This window comes from Tolumonas osonensis (assembly GCF_014202415.1).
GTDB classification, from domain to species: domain Bacteria; phylum Pseudomonadota; class Gammaproteobacteria; order Enterobacterales; family Aeromonadaceae; genus Tolumonas; species Tolumonas osonensis.
In genome coordinates, this window is record NZ_JACHGR010000003.1 from 293275 (window position 1) to 311767 (window position 18493).

Consider the following 18493-nt stretch of genomic DNA (forward strand, 5'->3'; position numbering starts at 1 on the left):
TAAATTTATTGCAGTTGCTTTCTGGCATTAGTCAGCCGGCGAGCCAGCACAGCCAATGCCGGATCATTCAGAAAACTTTCCAGATCCTTACTCAATTTTCGCCGCCAGTTCGGATATTCCGAGCAGGTTCCCGGCACGTTCACCGGCAGATCCATCTCCAACCAGTCTTCCAGCTGAGTACTGAATAGCGCGCTATTTCCCCGGCACATATGTTCCTGAAGCGCATGCGATAGCGCAGAACTCATGCCAACCCAACTGACATCATGGCCGATATTTTCCGGTAAAATGCCATGCCAGCGTAATGAATCCAGGATCGCCTGCTTCGCACTGTGCCTTTCCCGGTATAGATCCTGCAATTTTTCTTCATCCGGATAGAGACCCAGATCACGCCCCAGCGAAAGATCATCACAATGCCAGAAGCCACGCAGTGTCGGCATATCATGCGTCGTCAGCGCTGACATCGCCTGAGCTGGATAATGAGAAGGAGAGAAAAAGCCGCCATCCAGCGCCCGCTCAAAGAAGAAGACCTTATAGGAATAAATGCCATTATCATGTAATAAGGTACGCATCTCCGGTGGCACAGTACCCAGATCTTCACCGATCACCATGCAGCGCTGACGGTGAGATTCCAGAGCAAGAATCGCCAGCAGATCGTCTACCGGGTAATAGACATAAGCCCCCATGCTGGACGGTGCTCCCGGCGGAACCCACCATAAACGTCGCAAGCCCATGACATGATCGATACGTAATGCGCCACAACCACGCATATTGGCCCGCAGCAGCTCAATAAATGGCTGATAGGCCGCCTGATATAAACGCACCGGATCAACCGGTGGTAATCCCCAGTTCTGACCTTGCGGGCCCAGTGGATCCGGCGGCGCGCCAATGCTGGCCTCGGGACAATAAAAATCTTTATTTGCCCATATTTCGCAAGAGCCTTCGGAGACACCGACAGCCAGATCCCGGTACAGGCCAATTTTCATCCCCAGCGCCTTCGCCAACTGCTCGGCTTCTGTCAGCTGCTGATCAGCGACCCATTGCAGGAACAGATAAAAACGGATATCAAACTGATGTGAGGCAATCCAGGTTTTAACCGCGGCGGAATGGTAATCCCGGTAAGCATCCGGCCATACAGGCGGTCCCCATGCTTCCAGACCACCGGCATACAGGGTGTTTTGCAAGGCGTCAAAAGTGGCCATCTGCAACAGACTGTCGCCACCGGCCGCTATATATTCTGCAAACGCTCTGCCTCGTTCTGAACGATCTGACAAATCCGCGTTTTCAAAGACCTGGCGTAACCAGCGCATCTTGAAGGCGAAGACAGCCTTATAATCAATCCATTCCACAGTCCGCAACTGCTGCAGCTGTGCCTGTTCTTCCGAGACAGACAAGGCTTTCTGCAGTTCAGGATTAGCCTTAAATTCCGGAATAGCTTCAACATCGATATAAATGACATTCAGCCAGCGGCGGGAAGATGGGCTATAAGGACTGCACGCATCCGGATTGGCCGGATACAGAGCATGGATCGGATTCAGACCGACAAAATCCGCTCCCCAGGCAGCAACGCCCCGGAGCAGCATCTTAAGATCCGTGAAATCACCTACGCCCCAGTTACGCTGACTGCGCAGACTATACAGCTGAACGCTGGGTCCCCAGCACTTTTGATTTTGTTGAATAAAGCCGGGATGGAAACAATGTGACGGCGCGATAATTAAAGACGAAGCCGCTAATATTTTGGCGTTATTTTCAGATAAAAGAACTAATCTGTGATATCCACAAGGAATATTATTCTGAATATTTAAAGAATATTCAGAATATAAGATTTTATTATATTCAAATGATTTTATTTTATGATTTTCAGTAAGTTCAGTTGTACCTTGCAACTGATCCCCGGATTCCAGTTCAATGCGCCAGATCAACCGCTGAGTTGCACCAGCCGGCAAACGACACACCACCTGATGCTCCGCCTGCTGTCTTCTGATATAGACCGGTTCCAATATCTGCTGCCAGTGTCTGATGTCTTCATCAGCGATCTGAGCAGCCAATGCCTCAGGGTCAGACGTTACATACCCCATCGCATTCAGTATCGCGCGTTTGTTTTCCGGGGAAGTCCGGGTCGTTTTGCCCCAAATATCCGTGTATTCCTGCCCTATCCCGCGCTTTTTTGCCAATAACTCAAGGAGATCATCCATCATATCCTCCCGTTGAATAATTCAGGCTACTAATGCCAGAGCCACTTGGTAAACGCTTATTCTCACATATTGAAGGTAATACTGAATGTGACCTGACCGCCAGCAATTATTTTTGCTTTGTTCAACCGCTTATAATTTATCCAGAAAAAATCAGGTCATGTGACTTGACATAGCACAAACACGCTAAAGCTTAGTGAACAAATTGACTATTTCATGATATATCGCAATTAAAAGTCTCTTGGTGGTTGCTCATGCCCCCTTAATTCTTGTAAATTCATACTCGAATTTTTTCCCTTGAACACATGTTGGGTACAACTATGACTATCAAAGTAGGTATTAACGGTTTTGGCCGTATCGGTCGTTTCGTTTTCCGTGCTTCTTTCGAGCGTTCAGACATCGAAGTTGTTGGTATCAACGACCTGATCGACGTTGACTACATGGCGTACATGCTGAAATACGACTCAACTCACGGTCGTTTCAAAGGCACTGTAGAAGTTAAAGACGGTAACCTGGTTGTTAACGGCAAAACTATCCGTGTAACTGCAGAACGTGATCCAGCGAACCTGAACTGGGGCGCTATCGGTGCTGACGTTGTTGCTGAAGCAACTGGTCTGTTCCTGACTGACGACACTGCTCGTAAACACATCACTGCTGGTGCCAAGAAAGTTGTTATGACTGGCCCATCTAAAGATGCTACCCCAATGTTCGTAATGGGTGTTAACCACGCTACTTACGCTGGTCAGGACATCGTTTCTAACGCATCTTGCACCACTAACTGCCTGGCTCCACTGGCTAAAGTTATCAACGACAAATTCGGTATCGTTGAAGGTCTGATGACCACTGTTCACGCTACTACCGCTACTCAGAAAACTGTTGACGGCCCATCTGCTAAAGATTGGCGCGGTGGCCGTGGCGCGGCTCAGAACATCATCCCATCTTCTACTGGCGCAGCTAAAGCAGTAGGCGTGGTTATCCCAGAACTGAAAGGCAAACTGACTGGTATGGCTTTCCGTGTTCCAACTCCTAACGTATCTGTAGTTGACCTGACTTGCCGTCTGGCTAAACCAGCTACTTACGCTGAAATCTGTGCTGCTCTGAAAGCTGCATCAGAAGGCGAAATGAAAGGCGTTCTGGGCTACACCGAAGATGAAGTTGTATCAACTGACTTCGTTGGCGAAAAACAGACTTCAGTATTCGATGCTAAAGCTGGTATCGCTCTGAACGACAACTTCGTTAAACTGGTTTCTTGGTACGACAACGAAATCGGCTACTCAAACAAAGTTCTGGACCTGATCGCTCACATCGCTAAATAATTGAGCGCTCATTCCGAATGAGTTTCAAGAAGGCAGCCAATTGGCTGCCTTTTTTTTACCACAAGGAGTCATCATGCTACAAAACTTCAATCTGACTAAACAAAAGGACTTAACCAACCATGTCACGCTGGCGACAGGCAGTGCTGGTCTCTCCTATCTGCTGATTAAAAACGATCATGCGGAAGCAGCGATTTCTTTGTTTGGTGCACATCTGATGCATTATCAGGCCAATGGTAAACACCCATTGTTATGGATGAGCAATACCTCTGCTCAGGATGGTTCTAAACCATTCCGTGGCGGTGTTCCAATCTGCTGGCCATGGTTTGGTCCGGCTTCTGCTGACATTGGTACTGATAAGCCATTACATGGTTTTGCCCGTATCAATGAATGGAAACTGGAAGGTATCAGTGAGAACGCAGACGGCACATTGATTCATCTGGTTCTGGAAAGCACAGAGAAAACCCGTGAATTGTGGCCACATGATTTCCGTCTGGAATTTGAAGTGCAGGTTGGCGCGGAACTGACCATGTCTATCACCACGACCAATACCGGTAGTAGTGAACTTCGTTACCGCGGTGCGTTACACACCTATTTCGATACCCTGAATACTGAGTCTGTCAAAATCTCGGGCTTAGGCGATCGTTTCTATGACAAGCTGACACAAAGTGAAAGAGCACAGGATGGTGACCTTCTGCTGACTGAAGGTATGGATCGTATCTATACAGCGCCAGCTGCTGCTGTCACGTTCACTAACGGTTATGAAACCGTTCAGCTGAATAACGGCAATGCCAATTCTGTTGTAGTCTGGAATCCTTGGGACAAGATTGCTGCCAATATGCCTGACTTCGATAGTGATCGCTGGCCAACGATGGTATGTATTGAAACTGCCGTGACCGGTGAAGGCGTTGTGGTTGCCGCAGGTGAAGAGCATACACTGAGCGCAACACTGCGTTATCTTGCCTGATAAAATAGCAGGATAATAAAAAGCAGAACTCTCAGCGGAGGAGTGTTCTGCTTTTTACTGTTTTAGCTTATCGCCTTCAGATATTACTGCTCACTTTTTGCTGCAAACTGGCGGCAAAATCCAGCATACGATTCAGAGGAATCAACGCCTTCTGACGAACGGATTCTTCCACATGAATTTCATGGGCATCCGCCTGCTCAGATAACGCAGCATATATCGCTTCCAGACCATTCATCGCCATCCACGGACAATGCGCACAACTACGGCAGGTTGCACCATCCCCACCTGTAGGTGCCTCAATCATTATTTTATCCGGGCAAGCCTGTTGCATCTTATAAAAGATGCCGCGGTCTGTAGCGACAATCAGTTTCTTGTGTGGCAATTGCTGAGCCGCTTTAATCAGTTGCGTGGTAGAGCCTACAGCATCCGCCATATCAATCACCGCCGCCGGTGATTCCGGATGCACCAGTACGGCAGCATCAGGATGTTCTTCTTTGAGGCGTGCTAATGCTTTAGCTTTGAATTCATCATGAACGATGCAGGCGCCTTGCCAGCGCAGCATCTCGGCACCAGTTTTCTTCTCAATATAAGCACCCAGATGACGATCAGGCGCCCACAGGATTTTTTTACCTTCCGCATCCAGATGCTCAACCACTTCCAGAGCGATACTGGACGTCACAATCCAATCGGCACGGGCTTTGACTGCGGCAGACGTGTTCGCATAAACAACCACGGTATGATCAGGATGTGCATCGCAAAATGCAGAAAATTCCTCGATCGGGCAAGAAAGGTCGAGAGAACATTCAGCCTGCAGCGTCGGCATGAGCACATGCTTCTCCGGACTCAGGATCTTCGCCGTTTCGCCCATAAAGCGCACTCCCGCCACAATAAGCGTTTGTGCAGCATGTTGCTTACCGAACTTGGCCATCTCCAATGAGTCACCGATAAAACCGCCGGTAGCTTCGGCTAAAGCCTGAATATCATGATCGGTATAGTAATGCGCAATCAGTACTGCATTTTTGGCTTTCAGTAATTCAGAAATGCGCGCAGTCAGCTCCTGCTTGCGCTCTGCTGACAATGGTGCAGGAATTTGTGGGAAAGGATAGTCAATTTCAACCACATTGACTGAGCTGTTCATATCTGACTCCGGCTTACATTAATGCTTCGCTGATTATAACCGAGAAGACAGAGTTGCTGAATTTTATTAATGCTATCGCGCGGACAAATGAGTAATTATGCAGTTAAAACAAATTTAAAATTAACAGCATCAGAACGTGGGATTGTGAGGTTTTATCAGAGAAGATGGTGGGTCGTGAAGGATTCGAACCTTCGACCAACGGATTAAAAGTCCGCTGCTCTACCGACTGAGCTAACGACCCATCGAAAGAATTGGTGGTCGCTACTGGGATCGAACCAGTGACCCCCTCCTTGTAAGGGAGGTGCTCTCCCAGCTGAGCTAAGCGACCTGGGAACTGGTGGGTTGTGAAGGGATCGAACCTTCGACCTACGGATTAAGAGTCCGCTGCTCTACCGACTGAGCTAACAACCCACACACTTACGACAAATTTTGGTGGTCGCTACTGGGATCGAACCAGTGACCCCCTCCTTGTAAGGGAGGTGCTCTCCCAGCTGAGCTAAGCGACCTAATTCCTTCATGGTTAATATGGGAATGCAACCATGCTTTTCAAATCTGGTGGTCGCTACTGGGATCGAACCAGTGACCCCCTCCTTGTAAGGGAGGTGCTCTCCCAGCTGAGCTAAGCGACCTGGGAATTAAGTGGTGGGTCGTGAAGGATTCGAACCTTCGACCAACGGATTAAAAGTCCGCTGCTCTACCGACTGAGCTAACGACCCACTGGTAAATCTTGAAACTGGTGGTCGCTACTGGGATCGAACCAGTGACCCCCTCCTTGTAAGGGAGGTGCTCTCCCAGCTGAGCTAAGCGACCTGGGAATTCGTGGTGGGTCGTGAAGGATTCGAACCTTCGACCAACGGATTAAAAGTCCGCTGCTCTACCGACTGAGCTAACGACCCACTCTTTGCTGGCTTTGCTTTGTGCCCTGCCAACGGCGGCCTATAATACGGATTTAAGTTTCCGACGCAACAGAAAAGTAATGATTTTTTCCTGTTTGCTCACCGTTCGACCAATTTTTCCTACTTTAGGCCAGATTTAACTTATTATTAACCACCAATTGCCTTCTGCGCCAGTTGAGCGGCAGAAGTATTTGGGTATTGCTTAATTACCAGCTGGAAAAATTTATTCGCTTTTTCTGTATCACCATCCGCCTTGGAGATAACACCCAGCTTATAAATTGCTTCCGGACGCTTTGGTGAGTCTTTATATTTCTGTGCAACTGTCAGAAAATGCGTTTTCGCTTTTTCACGATCACCCTGATTAAGCAGTAACTGGCCTAACCAGTAGTGGGCGCCCGGCTGCAATGACGAATTCGGATAGTTCGCAATGAACGAATCAAAAGCCGGAATCGCCTGGGCGTAATTCTTCTGCTTTAAAACGAGCGCAACAGCAGCATCATAGTCTTTGCTTTCCGAGCCACCAGCAGGAGCAGCAGCTGTCGGCTGAGTGGGGATTGTGCTTTGCTGTGCCGGTTCTACCGGTTGCTGCTGAGCTGCGTCTGCCGGTGGTTGGGCACCAGGAGATGGCGCAGTAGCGGCTGCCGGTTGCGGTTGTGCTGGCTGCTGCTGAAGTTTGTCCAGTTCCTGATACAGCGATTTTTGTCGTTCCGTCGCCTGTTGCAGCTTGTAGTTCGACTCTTCCAGTGCCCCCCGCAAAGAACGGACATCGTTAGTTAACGCGTCAATCTGCTGCTGCATTTCTATCTGAGAGAGGTTGCGCGCATTCACCATTCTCTCCAGTTTCAGCACACGATCTTCAAGTTCATCTGCGTGCACCAGAGAAACAGAAAAAACAGCGGCCATCAATGTGGCCGCTTTTACATAATGGAGGTAACCCATCAACATTCAACCTTAGTAAACCAGTACCGCACGACGGTTGTGGCTGTCAGCGCCTTCACCGTGGCTTGGGTCTGCCGGTTTTTCTTCACCGTAGCTGACTACAGACAACTGAGAGACATCTACGCCCAGGTTCTGCATATATTTGGCAACCGCTTTCGCACGACGTTCGCCCAGTGCGATGTTGTATTCTGGTGTGCCTTTTTCATCAGTGTGACCTTCGATCAGCACTTTGACAGTGTTGTGGCTACGCAGAAAATCAGCATGAGTCTGTAACAACTGAGCATACTGGCCTTCGATTGCATCCGAATCGAAACCGAAGTAAATCACGTTGTCCTGTTTCAGCGATTCAAACTGCTGACGAGCTTGTTCATCAGCTGACATACCTGAGTCCAGACCAGCGGTTTCTACACCCTGACCTGCGCCCATGCCATCAGTATCAGCAGATGTAGACCCTTTTTTAGAGCTACATGCAGCCAGTGTAACTAATGGAATAGCAATCAGCAGCGTTTTCAGCAGTGGGTTAATTTTCATTTTCATATCCTTGGTACATTGCTCGGATTAATTCAAAAACGGTGACCAGGCCGGAGAGCGAACTTCCCCTTTCGCGGAAGGCAAGTTAGCTTTAAAGCGCCCGTCTGCCGATACCAGTGCCAGCCCCTGGCGACCTTGATATACAGTGCTGTAGATAATCATGCTGCCATTTGGCGCAACACTTGGTGATTCATCGAGTGATGAGCTGGTCAGTACATACACACCGCCACCATTCAGATCCTGACGTGCAATACGGTATGCACCCTGAATCCGGCTCACCATGACCAACGCTTTGCCATCCGGAGTCGCGCTTGCGCCAAGATTCGAATCACCTTCCCATGTTACACGGCTGGAGCTACGTGATGCTACATCTACTTTATAAATTTGCGGTCTGCCACCACGCTCAGACGTGAAGAAGACAGAACGGCCATCCGCACTCCAGGATGGTTCGGTATCAATCGCCGGATCGGAGGTCAGGCGGCTGATACGACGGGAACCGATATCCACCGTATAAATATCCGGCTGACCATCTTTAGACAATACCACGGCCATAGAACGTCCGTCCGGTGACCATGATGGCGCACCATTGATCCCTGGCAATGCCACTAGCATTGAACGGGCCTGGGAGTACAGATCCTGAATAAATATTGCCGGAGTACGTTTTTCAAAACTTACATAGGCAATTCGGCGACCATCCGGAGACCAGGTTGGTGACATGATCGGTTCCCGGGAACGTAACAGCATACGCTCGTTATAACCATCGTAATCAGCCAGCATCAGACGGTATGGCATGGCATCACCGCGATTCACGGTGACATACAGAATACTGGTCAGGAAAGCACCACGCTCGCCAGTCAACTTTTCATAGACGATGTCAGAAATACGGTGAGCATATTTACGCAGCTGTTTCGCGGTCACTGTCGCGACACGACTATCCAGCACCGCATTACCACCTGACTGACCACGGGCAACATCAACCAGCTCGAACGTTACCCGGTACTGACCTGCACCCGCAGCTTCAATATGACCAACAACAACCGCTTCAGTACCCAATGCAGACCAGGAAGCGTAATTAATCTGACCACTCTGTGCCGGTTGTTCAGGCTGTGAGTTACGGCTCAGCGGACTGAATTTCCCGCTACGCATCAGATCCGAACTAATCACATTAGCCACATCTTCAGGCACAGATCCGTCCGATTGAAACGGCACAATCGCAACAGGACGGCCACTGTCCATACCACCGGTTACCAGAATATCCAGTTCTGCCATGGCAGACTGACTAAACCACAACCACCCAATCAATGCTATCAAGAGTTTTTTCATCTTTATTCATTTCCCGGTTGTTACAAAATTAAGAATCATCATTACTGGGGCTGTATTGTTGCATTAATAGTCCGTTCAGCATCCGATGGCGGAGCAGGGAACTTGCCTATCATATTAACAGCTGTAACGCCTGCACGACAGATTGAAGGATCGCCACTACCTGCGGTTGCGCTCAGCACCAGTCCATCCGGAGCCAGTCTGATTTTAACAACACAACTCTTACCCTTCATGTTCTGATCAATCAGCATGCGCTGCTCAATCATATTGGCAACCTTATCACCATATCCAGGATCGCCACCACCAGAGCCACCAGGGCCTGCTGATGTTGATGGTTTTGAACTGTTTCCGGATGGTCCGGCTGCAGCTCCGCCAATATCTTCGCTCAGCAATTCATCTTCCAGTTGACTGGCTTCAGCCGCATCACGTTTCGCCTTTTCTTTGGCTTCCTTCACAGCTTTGGCTTTCGCAGCTTTTTCTGCTTTCAGTTTTTCAGCTTTCTCTTTAGCTTCTTCAGCTGCTTTTTCTTTGGCCTCTTGTTCAGCTTTTTTCTTAGCCTCTTCTTCTGCCTTTTCTTTGGCTTCCTGTTTGGCTTTTTCTTTAGCTTCTTTATCAGCCTTTTCTTTCGCAGCTTTTTCTGCCTTCAGTTTTTCAGCTTTTTCTTCAGCTTCTTTCTGTTCAGCCAGCTTTTTCTCTTCTTCCTGCTTTTTCTTCAGTTCTTCTTTTTTCTTCTGCAGGGCTATCGCTTTCTGCTTCTGAATTTCTTCCTGGCGGGCTTTTTCTTTTGTTGCCCGTTCCGCAGCCTGCTGTTTCTTCAGCTGGATAGTTTTCTCCAGCTTGGCCTGACGCGCAGCCTCGGCAGCGGCCTCTTTAGCTTCAGCCTGCTCTTTCGCTTCTTCCAATTTCTTGGCTTTCTGTTGCTTAACAAACTGTTTGTGCTGATCAAATTTCAATTGATCAATCACGACTGCATTCACGATGCCACCACCGCCACCGCCGCCGCCGGCAGGCCGTTTGGGCTTGTCCAGATTCCATTTCAGAATGAACATCAGGATCAAAAGTGCATGCAGTATGATAGAGATTACTATCGGACCTCTCATGCCACGTTTCACGACGCCACTACTCCGTTATTTTTTTTGCTCGGAAGAAGGCTGAGTCATCAGACCGACACTTTCTACACCTGCGTCTTTCAGGGATGCCATTAATTGGATGATGGCATCATATTTCACCTCTTTGTCGCCGCCGACCAGTACAGGGACATTCGGGTGTGTTTTATGAAAGTCAGCAACAATACCGGCCAGCTCAACCAGGTCAGCAACATCTCTGCTGTCTTCGGTACTGAGTTTGATCGAGTAATGACCGTCTTTATCTACTTCAGCAATGACCGGTAATTCGGAGTCTTCAGACAACTGCTGGGATGTTGTCTGAGGCAAATCAACTTTAACGCTTTGCATCACCACTGGAGCGGTTGCCATAAAAATAATCAGCAACACCAGCATGACGTCGATATATGGAACGACGTTAATTTCGGCAACAGCGCGTCTTTTGCTACGTTTGTTGACGTGCATGGTTACTCACCCTTGTTGCCAAGCTGGCGGTTCAGAATGGTGGAGAATTCATCCATAAAGTTAACGTAGGCATTGTCCAGACGTTCAACTTTGGTACTGAAACGGTTATATGCAACCACGGCAGGAATCGCTGCAAACAGACCCATTGCCGTTGCAATCAGCGCTTCTGCAATTGGTGGTGCGACCATGGCCAGCGAGGCGTTTTTAACAGCAGATAATGCGATGAAGGCATGCATGATCCCCCATACCGTACCAAACAGACCGATATACGGACTGATTGAGCCAATGGTTGCCAGGACAGGCAGATGCGTTTCCAGTTCATCAATTTCGCGGGAGAGTGAAACGCGCATGGCACGATAAGTGCCATCCATGATCATTTCCTGATTTTTCAGACCGCTGTTATGCAGACGGGCGAATTCTTTAAATCCGGAATAGAAAATCTGCTCCAGCCCACTCAGTTCGTCACGACGATTCGCGCATTCCTGATACAGGCGGTTCAGATCAATGCCAGACCAGAAACGCTCTTCAAATTGTTCAGAAATAGAACGGGCTTCTTTCAGAACTTTGGTTCGCTGAACAATAATCGCCCATGATGCAATCGACATGGACAACAGGATCAACATTACGATTTGTACCAATGGGCTGGCTTCGAAAATCAGGTTGGTAAACGACATTTCAGCTGGTTGCACGAGCAATCACTCCACTTACATCATCAGGAATAGCTATAGGTTTCATTGCAGAGAGATTGACGCAGGCTATCGTTACATCAGCAGTTACAATTGTCCGGCCAGATTCGTCCGCAATCTCTTGTGAAAATACCATTGAAGCCCGTTTTAGTTGCGCTACACGGCAGGAAACCGCCAGTAACTGGTTAAACCGGGCCGCATTACGGAATTCAATATCGATATGACGCACAACAAAGGCTACATTCAACTGCAATAGCAGATCCTGTTCTATCCCAAGATGACGCAGCCATTCTGTGCGAGCACGTTCCAGAAATTTCAGATAATTCGCGTTATATACTATGCCGCCAGCATCGGTATCTTCGTAATAGATCCGCACCGGCCAGCTAAATTCTGAGTTGACCATCGAGCTCAATCCCGCAGTCGTAAGACGCGCATAATATACCCCAGCATAATTGCGGAAAGAAGGTGATCTTGCTCACTTTATTTTTTCAATAAAAAAGCCACCTGAATCAGGTGGCCTTTCGTCCGGTTAACTTGCTAATCGTCTACCCGACGATCCATATTTTCGGTGTGTTCCAGCCACAAGGCATTAATGATACCGAAAGCACAGGCCAATAACACGCCAAGAACCCATGTGAAATACCACATCAAATGCCTCCTAGTAGACGGAATGTTTATTCTTTTCAACAAACTGATTGCTGACACGGCCAAACATCTTGATATATGTCCAGATGGTATAGCCCAGTACAATCGGTACAAAAATCGCAGCAGCAAATGTCATGACGGTCAGCGTGTTCTTGGATGAGGTGGCATCCCACATTGTCAGACTCTGAGCCGGATTCAGGCTGGATGGCATAACAAACGGGAACATGGAAAAGCCTGCTGTCAGGATCACGCCAGCAATCATCAGTGATGAAAACAAGAACGCAAAACCAGCCCGGTCAAAACGCGCAGCCAGAATAGTCAGTACCGCCATCACCAAGCCACCAACAGGGGCTGCCGCCATCCACGGATACAGGGAATAGTTCTGCATCCACGCACCGGCAGAAACAGCAACGTCCTTGTTCAGCGGATTAGAGACCGCATCAGTACCAGCAAATTTGACGATGGTATAACCATCAATGCCGTTTGCAACCCAGTAACCGCCAACAGCAAATAATATGAAAGTCAGCAGTGCCGCCAGCATGGCCGTTTTACGGGCACGATCCTGTAGCTCGCCTTCTGTTTTCATCATCAGCCAGGTCGCACCCTGGGTAACAAACATGAACAGACCGACCAGTCCTGCCAGCAGACCAAACGGATTCAGCAACTGGAAGAAAGTACCTTCATAAGTAGTACGCATCAGTGTATCCACACTGAATGGCACACCTTGCAGCAGGTTACCAAATGCGACACCAATCACGATTGGTGGCACAAAACCACCGATGAACAGACACCAGTCCCAGCTGTTGCGCCAGCGGGAACCTTCCAGTTTAGAACGATAATCAAAACCGACCGGGCGGAAGAATAACGCCATCAGTGTCAGTATCATCGCAATATAAAAACCGGAAAATGCGGTTGCGTATACCATTGGCCATGCAGCAAATAACGCACCACCGGCAGTGATCAACCAGACCTGGTTACCATCCCAGTGCGGCGCAATGGTATTGATCATGACACGACGTTCAGTGTCTGTTTTACCAAGGATAGGCAACAGTGCACCTACCCCCATATCAAAACCGTCAGTCACAGCGAATCCAATCAGCAAGACACCGATCAGAACCCACCAAATCAGACGCAATACTTCGTAATCAAACATGATGGTTCCCTCTTATGCCTGTTCCGTTTCATAGAAATATTTACCGGTTTTCAGGCTGCTCGGACCTTTACGGGCAAACTTGAACATCAGATACATTTCAATGATCAGCAAGACGGTATAGAACGCACAAATACCAATCATAGAGAACAGCACATCACTCGGCGACAATGTTGAGGCGGATAGATACGTTGGCAATACTTCCCCGATAGTCCATGGTTGACGACCAATTTCAGCCACGATCCAGCCTGCTTCAATCGCAATCCATGGCAGCGGAATCCCCCACAGCAACGCCTTGAGTAACCAGGTCCGTTCACCGATGCGGTGACGGCAGCTGTCATAGAATGCCAGACCGATCAGCAGCAGCATCAGCACACCCGCACCGACCATGGCCCGGAAGGAATAGAAAATCGGAGCTACAGGCGGAATGGAATCATTAGCCGCCATTTTGATCTGCTCTTCCGTTGCATCAACAATATTCGGTGCATATGGGCTTAACAGCAGGCCATAGCCCAGATCAACCTTCAGCTCCTGGAATTTGGCCAGGTTTTCAGGTGTCTTCTCGCCTGCTTGCAGCTTTTTCATCAACGCATACGCCTGCATGCCATTACGGATACGTTTCTCGTTCTGTGCAATCAGGTCTTTCAGACCGGTAATCTCTTCATCAATAGAACGGGTGGCGATGATACCGGCTACATAAGGGATTTCGATGGCAAAATCAGTCCGCTGATTCTCCTGATCCGGAATACCAAAGGCAGTAAACGGTGCAGGTGCCTCATGTGTATCCCATTGTGATTCGATAGCCGCCAGTTTGGCCTTCTGAACATCACCCAGCTCGTAACCTGACTCGTCACCCAGCACAATTACAGACAGAATTGAGGCCATGCCGAATGCAGCAGAGATGGCGAAGGAACGACGGGCAAACGGGATATCTCGTTTTCTCAGCAGATAGTAAGAAGAAATACCCAGAACAAACATGGCACCACAGGTATAACCCGCCGCCACGGTATGAACGAATTTGACCTGCGCAACCGGGTTGAAAATCAGGTCGGCAAAACTGACCATTTCCATACGCATGGTTTCAAAATTAAATTCGGAACCAACCGGGAACTGCATCCAGCCGTTTGCTACCAGAATCCACAGCGCAGAGAAGTTAGTGCCCAGCGCCATTAACCAGGTAGAAGCCAGATGCTGCACTTTAGTCAGACGATCCCAGCCAAAGAAGAACATACCGACGAAGGTTGATTCCAGGAAAAACGCCATCAGACCTTCGATCGCCAGCGGCGCACCGAAAATGTCACCGACGTAATGCGAATAATATGACCAGTTAGTACCAAACTGAAACTCCATGGTCAGACCAGTTGTCACACCCAGAGCGAAGTTGATACCAAATAATTTACCCCAGAACTTGGTCATGTCCTTATAGATCGGGTTGTTTGTCATCACATACACTGATTCCATTATCGCCAGGATAAATGTCATCCCGATAGTTAATGGAACGAACAGGAAGTGATAGAGAGCTGTGGCGGCAAATTGCAGCCGCGACAGATCAACCACAAGTTCATTGATCATGATTATTCCTCATCAAAAGTGACATTGTTGGCAGACTCCGTCGGCACAAAACGACATCGCTACGTTAATGTTGTATTTTCAGTGAATGTTATACTATTTGACACAAATTTGGATCATTTTTGCCATAAATGTAGTTAAAACCTGGCTTTTTGGCGAAGACGAACCAAAGACAATAATTCTTATATTTAACAAGTTGTTAAACAGGCACAACTCTTATCATTGTAAATCAGAACATTGCCGAGAGATGAGCTTAAACTCTTTTCATTGATTTAACTCAACAAATAAAGCAATTAGTCATCTGTAAATTGCGAGCTCATCCGCAATATTCTTTCTATTTCTGCGTGGATTACAGCCCTATTCGTTAACGATAATTTAACAAAATCTTTTTAATAAAATTATCGTAATAAATAATGACAGAACTGAATAAAACAAAAGATGAACAGCAGGACTATCCCTGCCGCTCCGGAGTGGTAAGACCAAAATGCAGATAAGCACGCGGCGTGGCAATACGCCCGCGAGGGGTACGTTGTAAAAAGCCCTGCTGGATCAGATACGGTTCCAGCACATCCTCGATAGTTTCCTTTTCCTCACCGATGGCGGCCGCCAGGTTCTCAACGCCAACCGGCCCGCCCATAAATTTATCGATAATTGCCAGCAACAGTTTTCTGTCCATGTAGTCAAAACCGGCATTATCGACATCCAGCATATCCAGCGCCTGTGCTGCGATCTGATCGGAGATATGACCATCGGAGCGGATTTCAGCAAAATCGCGCACCCGGCGCAGTAACCGGTTGGCGATACGCGGCGTACCGCGGGCGCGTTTGGCGATCTCGAACGCCCCCTGAGTATCGAGTGATAAGCCGAGACAACTGGCACTACGCGCGACGATATGCGCCAGATCCTCAACTTTATAGAATTCCAGCCGCTGCACGATCCCGAAACGATCGCGCAGTGGAGAGGTTAGCGAACCGGCCCGCGTCGTGGCACCAATCAGTGTAAACGGCGGCAATTCGAGTTTGATGGAGCGGGCGGCAGGTCCCTCCCCGATCATGATGTCGAGCTGATAATCTTCCATCGCCGGATAGAGTACTTCTTCGACTACCGGGCTTAAGCGGTGGATTTCATCAATAAACAGCACATCGTGTGGTTCAAGATTGGTGAGCAGCGCCGCCAGATCACCGGCTTTTTCCAGCACCGGACCAGAGGTAGTTTTGATATTGACGCCCATTTCATTGGCGACGATATTCGCCAGTGTGGTTTTACCCAGCCCGGGAGGGCCAAAGATCAGCACATGATCCAGCGCTTCATTGCGCCGGCGCGCGGCTTCGATGAAGATCTCCATCTGCGTGCGCACCTGATCCTGCCCCTGATAATCGGCAAGCATTTTCGGGCGAATGGCACGATCCAGTTGCTCTTCTTCAGTCGTCACCGTTGCCGGGGCTATCAGTCGATCCGCTTCAATCATTCTTCACATCCTGTTACAGCATGGCACGCAGCGCTTCACGGATGACATTTTCTACCGTCATCTCCGGTTTGATCACCTTGCTCACCACCAGACTGGCCTGCTGGGGTTTGTAGCCCAGTGCCAGCAACGCGGCAACAGCTTCGCTTTCGATCGTATCGGCAGGTTCAGACACACTGGTGTTGTCTGCAGGAGCAGCATCGGTATAAGGAGTAAACAGATCATGGCTGGTCCAGCCTTTGAGGCGATCTTTCATCTCGACAATCAGGCGTTCAGCCGTTTTTTTGCCAACACCGGGTAGTTTCACCAGCGAAGAGACATCTTCACGTTCGACACAGGCGACGAACTGATGAGCCGACATGCCGGACATAATCGCCAGCGCCAGTTTCGGCCCGACGCCATTGGCTTTCAGCAATTCGCGGAACAGTGTGCGCTCCTGCTTTGTATTAAAGCCGTACAGCAACTGCGCATCTTCACGAACAACGAAATGAGTGATAATTGTCGCTTCCTGCCCGACTGCGGGCAATTCATAGAAGCAGGTCATCGGTAACTGCAGTTCATACCCGACACCACCGACGTCGAACAGAATTTCCGGAGGAGATTTTTCAATGATAATGCCATGCAGTCTGCCAATCACGGGCGTTGCTCCTATGCAAAAATATCTGCGGTAGCATAATAAATAACTGGATGAACATCCAGTTATTAGGTGGATTATCTGAAACGTCCGCGCACGCTACCATGCACTTTACCCGCCATGCGGATCAGGCTCTGCTGGGTATGGGTATGACAAAGCGCGACCGCCAGCGCATCGGCCGCATCCGCCTGCGGACAGGCTGGCAGCTTCAGCAACTGTTTCACCATGTGCTGCACCTGTTCCTTATCTGCAGCGCCGGTTCCGACCACCGATTGTTTGATCTGGCGGGCCGCATATTCTGCCACCGGCAAGCCGGCATTCACTGCAGCGACGATGGCACAACCTCGTGCCTGCCCTAGTTTCAACGCCGAATCGGGGTTTTTCGCCATAAACACCTGTTCGATGGCAAACAGCTCCGGTTTAAATTGCAGAATGATCTCGCTGATACCGTCATAGATCTGTTTCAGCTTGTGCGACAAATGATCGCCACTGGTTCTGATACATCCAGATCCCAGATATTCCACTTTGCCGGCGTGCTGGCGGATCACACCATAGCCGGTAATACGGGAGCCGGGGTCGATTCCAAGAATAATGGGCATAACTGCATAAACCGAAAAAATAACTGACGGCAGATTAACACGTCAGAAATAAACCCAGAAATAAAGCCGGCAATAAACGCAGAAAGAAAAAAGGGAGCCGCAGCTCCCTCGTTCTGAATAACAGGAATGATTATTCCAGTGTGGCGGCCACTTCATCCGACATGGTGCCGTTGTGATACACTTCCTGCACGTCGTCCAGATCTTCCAGCATGTCGATCAGCTTCATCAGCTTCGGCGCATCTTCCGCGTTCAGATCTACTTCGGTACTTGGGATCATGCTGACCGCTGCGTTATCCGGTTTGAAACCTGCCGCTTCTAAACCATCCAGCACAGTACCGAAGTCAGCCGGTGAAGTGTAAACATCGATAGAACCATCTTCGTTGGTTTCGACATCATCAGCACCCGCTTCCAGCGCTGCTTCCATGATTGCGTCTTCATCGCCTTCAGCAAAAGAGATCACACCTTTTTTGGTGAATAGGTAAGAAACGGAGCCATCAGTACCTAAAGCGCCGCCACTTTTAGTAAACGCATGACGTACGCCCGCTACTGTACGGTTGCGGTTGTCAGTCATACACTCAACCATCACCGCCGTACCTGCCGGGCCGTAACCTTCATATACCAGGGTTTCCAGCTCGACACCGTCATCGCCACCGGCACCGCGTTTGATCGCACGGTCAACCGTGTCGCGAGTCATGTTGATAGACAGTGCAGCAGCTACTGCAGCGCGCAGACGTGGGTTCGAACCTGCATCCGGGCCGCCAAGACGTGCAGCCGTGGTAATTTCACGGATCATTTTAGTAAACAACTTACCGCGTTTCGCATCCTGTGCTGCTTTGCGGTGTTTAATGTTGGCCCACTTACTGTGACCTGCCATAACTCTCTCC

At 49.1% G+C, this 18493-nt stretch carries 18 protein-coding genes and 8 tRNA genes; 2 read left to right on the forward strand and 24 right to left on the reverse strand.

Features of this window, described 5'->3' with window-relative positions:
• Positions 1–5 precede the first annotated feature (5 nt).
• Positions 6–2192 carry a 4-alpha-glucanotransferase gene (gene malQ, locus HNR75_RS05785; protein ID WP_188026055.1) on the reverse strand — a complete coding sequence of 729 codons (2187 nt, stop codon included), beginning with the start codon at positions 2190–2192 and terminating at the stop codon, positions 6–8.
• A gap of 317 nt (positions 2193–2509) precedes the next feature.
• Here malQ and gapA point away from each other — a divergent pair, with 317 nt between their 5' ends.
• Complete coding sequence (gapA, locus tag HNR75_RS05790) at positions 2510–3505, forward strand: glyceraldehyde-3-phosphate dehydrogenase (RefSeq protein WP_188026056.1); 996 nt, start codon at positions 2510–2512, stop codon at positions 3503–3505.
• 73 nt (positions 3506–3578) lie between these two features.
• Complete coding sequence (locus tag HNR75_RS05795) at positions 3579–4469, forward strand: D-hexose-6-phosphate mutarotase (RefSeq protein ID WP_188026057.1); 891 nt, start codon at positions 3579–3581, stop codon at positions 4467–4469.
• Between the two features lie 76 nt (positions 4470–4545).
• Here HNR75_RS05795 and nadA read toward each other — a convergent pair whose 3' ends face one another.
• From nadA to HNR75_RS05910, 23 genes are all read right to left on the reverse strand, one after another.
• A complete protein-coding gene (gene nadA / locus HNR75_RS05800; RefSeq protein WP_188026058.1) occupies positions 4546–5607 on the reverse strand; it encodes a quinolinate synthase NadA in 1062 nt (353 codons plus the stop codon).
• 165 nt (positions 5608–5772) lie between these two features.
• A tRNA-Lys gene (locus HNR75_RS05805) sits at positions 5773–5848 on the reverse strand.
• A gap of 11 nt (positions 5849–5859) precedes the next feature.
• Positions 5860–5935 (reverse strand) — tRNA-Val (locus HNR75_RS05810).
• A 7-nt stretch (positions 5936–5942) separates the two neighbouring features.
• A tRNA-Lys gene (locus HNR75_RS05815) sits at positions 5943–6018 on the reverse strand.
• A gap of 19 nt (positions 6019–6037) precedes the next feature.
• Positions 6038–6113 (reverse strand) — tRNA-Val (locus tag HNR75_RS05820).
• Positions 6114–6160: 47 nt separating this feature from the next.
• Positions 6161–6236 (reverse strand) — tRNA-Val (locus HNR75_RS05825).
• Positions 6237–6247: 11 nt separating this feature from the next.
• Positions 6248–6323 (reverse strand) — tRNA-Lys (locus tag HNR75_RS05830).
• Between the two features lie 18 nt (positions 6324–6341).
• Positions 6342–6417: transfer RNA gene (locus tag HNR75_RS05835), tRNA-Val, on the reverse strand.
• A gap of 10 nt (positions 6418–6427) precedes the next feature.
• A tRNA-Lys gene (locus tag HNR75_RS05840) sits at positions 6428–6503 on the reverse strand.
• A 147-nt stretch (positions 6504–6650) separates the two neighbouring features.
• The gene (gene ybgF, locus HNR75_RS05845) at positions 6651–7442 is read right to left on the reverse strand and encodes a tol-pal system protein YbgF (protein ID WP_188026059.1); all 792 of its coding nucleotides are present in this window, start codon (positions 7440–7442) and stop codon (positions 6651–6653) included.
• Between the two features lie 12 nt (positions 7443–7454).
• Positions 7455–7973 carry a peptidoglycan-associated lipoprotein Pal gene (gene pal, locus HNR75_RS05850; protein ID WP_188026060.1) on the reverse strand — a complete coding sequence of 173 codons (519 nt, stop codon included), beginning with the start codon at positions 7971–7973 and terminating at the stop codon, positions 7455–7457.
• A 27-nt stretch (positions 7974–8000) separates the two neighbouring features.
• A complete protein-coding gene (tolB, locus tag HNR75_RS05855) occupies positions 8001–9296 on the reverse strand; it encodes a Tol-Pal system beta propeller repeat protein TolB (protein WP_188026061.1) in 1296 nt (431 codons plus the stop codon).
• 41 nt (positions 9297–9337) lie between these two features.
• Positions 9338–10405 (reverse strand): cell envelope integrity protein TolA, encoded by a 1068-nt coding sequence (gene tolA / locus HNR75_RS05860; protein WP_188026062.1) that lies wholly within the window; start codon positions 10403–10405, stop codon positions 9338–9340.
• A 15-nt stretch (positions 10406–10420) separates the two neighbouring features.
• Positions 10421–10861, reverse strand: coding sequence for a protein TolR (tolR, locus tag HNR75_RS05865; RefSeq protein WP_188026063.1), 441 nt, complete (start codon positions 10859–10861; stop codon positions 10421–10423).
• A 2-nt stretch (positions 10862–10863) separates the two neighbouring features.
• Positions 10864–11535, reverse strand: coding sequence for a protein TolQ (gene tolQ, locus HNR75_RS05870; protein WP_188026141.1), 672 nt, complete (start codon positions 11533–11535; stop codon positions 10864–10866).
• A gap of 1 nt (position 11536) precedes the next feature.
• Positions 11537–11950, reverse strand: coding sequence for a tol-pal system-associated acyl-CoA thioesterase (gene ybgC, locus HNR75_RS05875; RefSeq protein ID WP_188026064.1), 414 nt, complete (start codon positions 11948–11950; stop codon positions 11537–11539).
• 134 nt (positions 11951–12084) lie between these two features.
• Positions 12085–12195 (reverse strand): cytochrome bd-I oxidase subunit CydX, encoded by a 111-nt coding sequence (gene cydX / locus HNR75_RS05880; RefSeq protein WP_188026065.1) that lies wholly within the window; start codon positions 12193–12195, stop codon positions 12085–12087.
• Between the two features lie 10 nt (positions 12196–12205).
• Positions 12206–13345 carry a cytochrome d ubiquinol oxidase subunit II gene (gene cydB / locus HNR75_RS05885; RefSeq protein ID WP_188026066.1) on the reverse strand — a complete coding sequence of 380 codons (1140 nt, stop codon included), beginning with the start codon at positions 13343–13345 and terminating at the stop codon, positions 12206–12208.
• Between the two features lie 12 nt (positions 13346–13357).
• Positions 13358–14914, reverse strand: coding sequence for a cytochrome ubiquinol oxidase subunit I (locus tag HNR75_RS05890; protein WP_188026067.1), 1557 nt, complete (start codon positions 14912–14914; stop codon positions 13358–13360).
• Positions 14915–15362: 448 nt separating this feature from the next.
• Positions 15363–16379, reverse strand: coding sequence for a Holliday junction branch migration DNA helicase RuvB (gene ruvB / locus HNR75_RS05895; protein WP_188026068.1), 1017 nt, complete (start codon positions 16377–16379; stop codon positions 15363–15365).
• 13 nt (positions 16380–16392) lie between these two features.
• Positions 16393–17013 (reverse strand): Holliday junction branch migration protein RuvA, encoded by a 621-nt coding sequence (gene ruvA, locus HNR75_RS05900; protein WP_188026069.1) that lies wholly within the window; start codon positions 17011–17013, stop codon positions 16393–16395.
• A 74-nt stretch (positions 17014–17087) separates the two neighbouring features.
• Entirely contained in the window at positions 17088–17609 is a 522-nt protein-coding gene (gene ruvC / locus HNR75_RS05905) for a crossover junction endodeoxyribonuclease RuvC (RefSeq protein ID WP_188026070.1), read from the reverse strand.
• A gap of 130 nt (positions 17610–17739) precedes the next feature.
• On the reverse strand, positions 17740–18483 hold the full coding sequence (locus HNR75_RS05910; protein ID WP_188026071.1) for a YebC/PmpR family DNA-binding transcriptional regulator: 744 nt from the start codon (positions 18481–18483) through the stop codon (positions 17740–17742).
• Positions 18484–18493 lie beyond the last annotated feature (10 nt).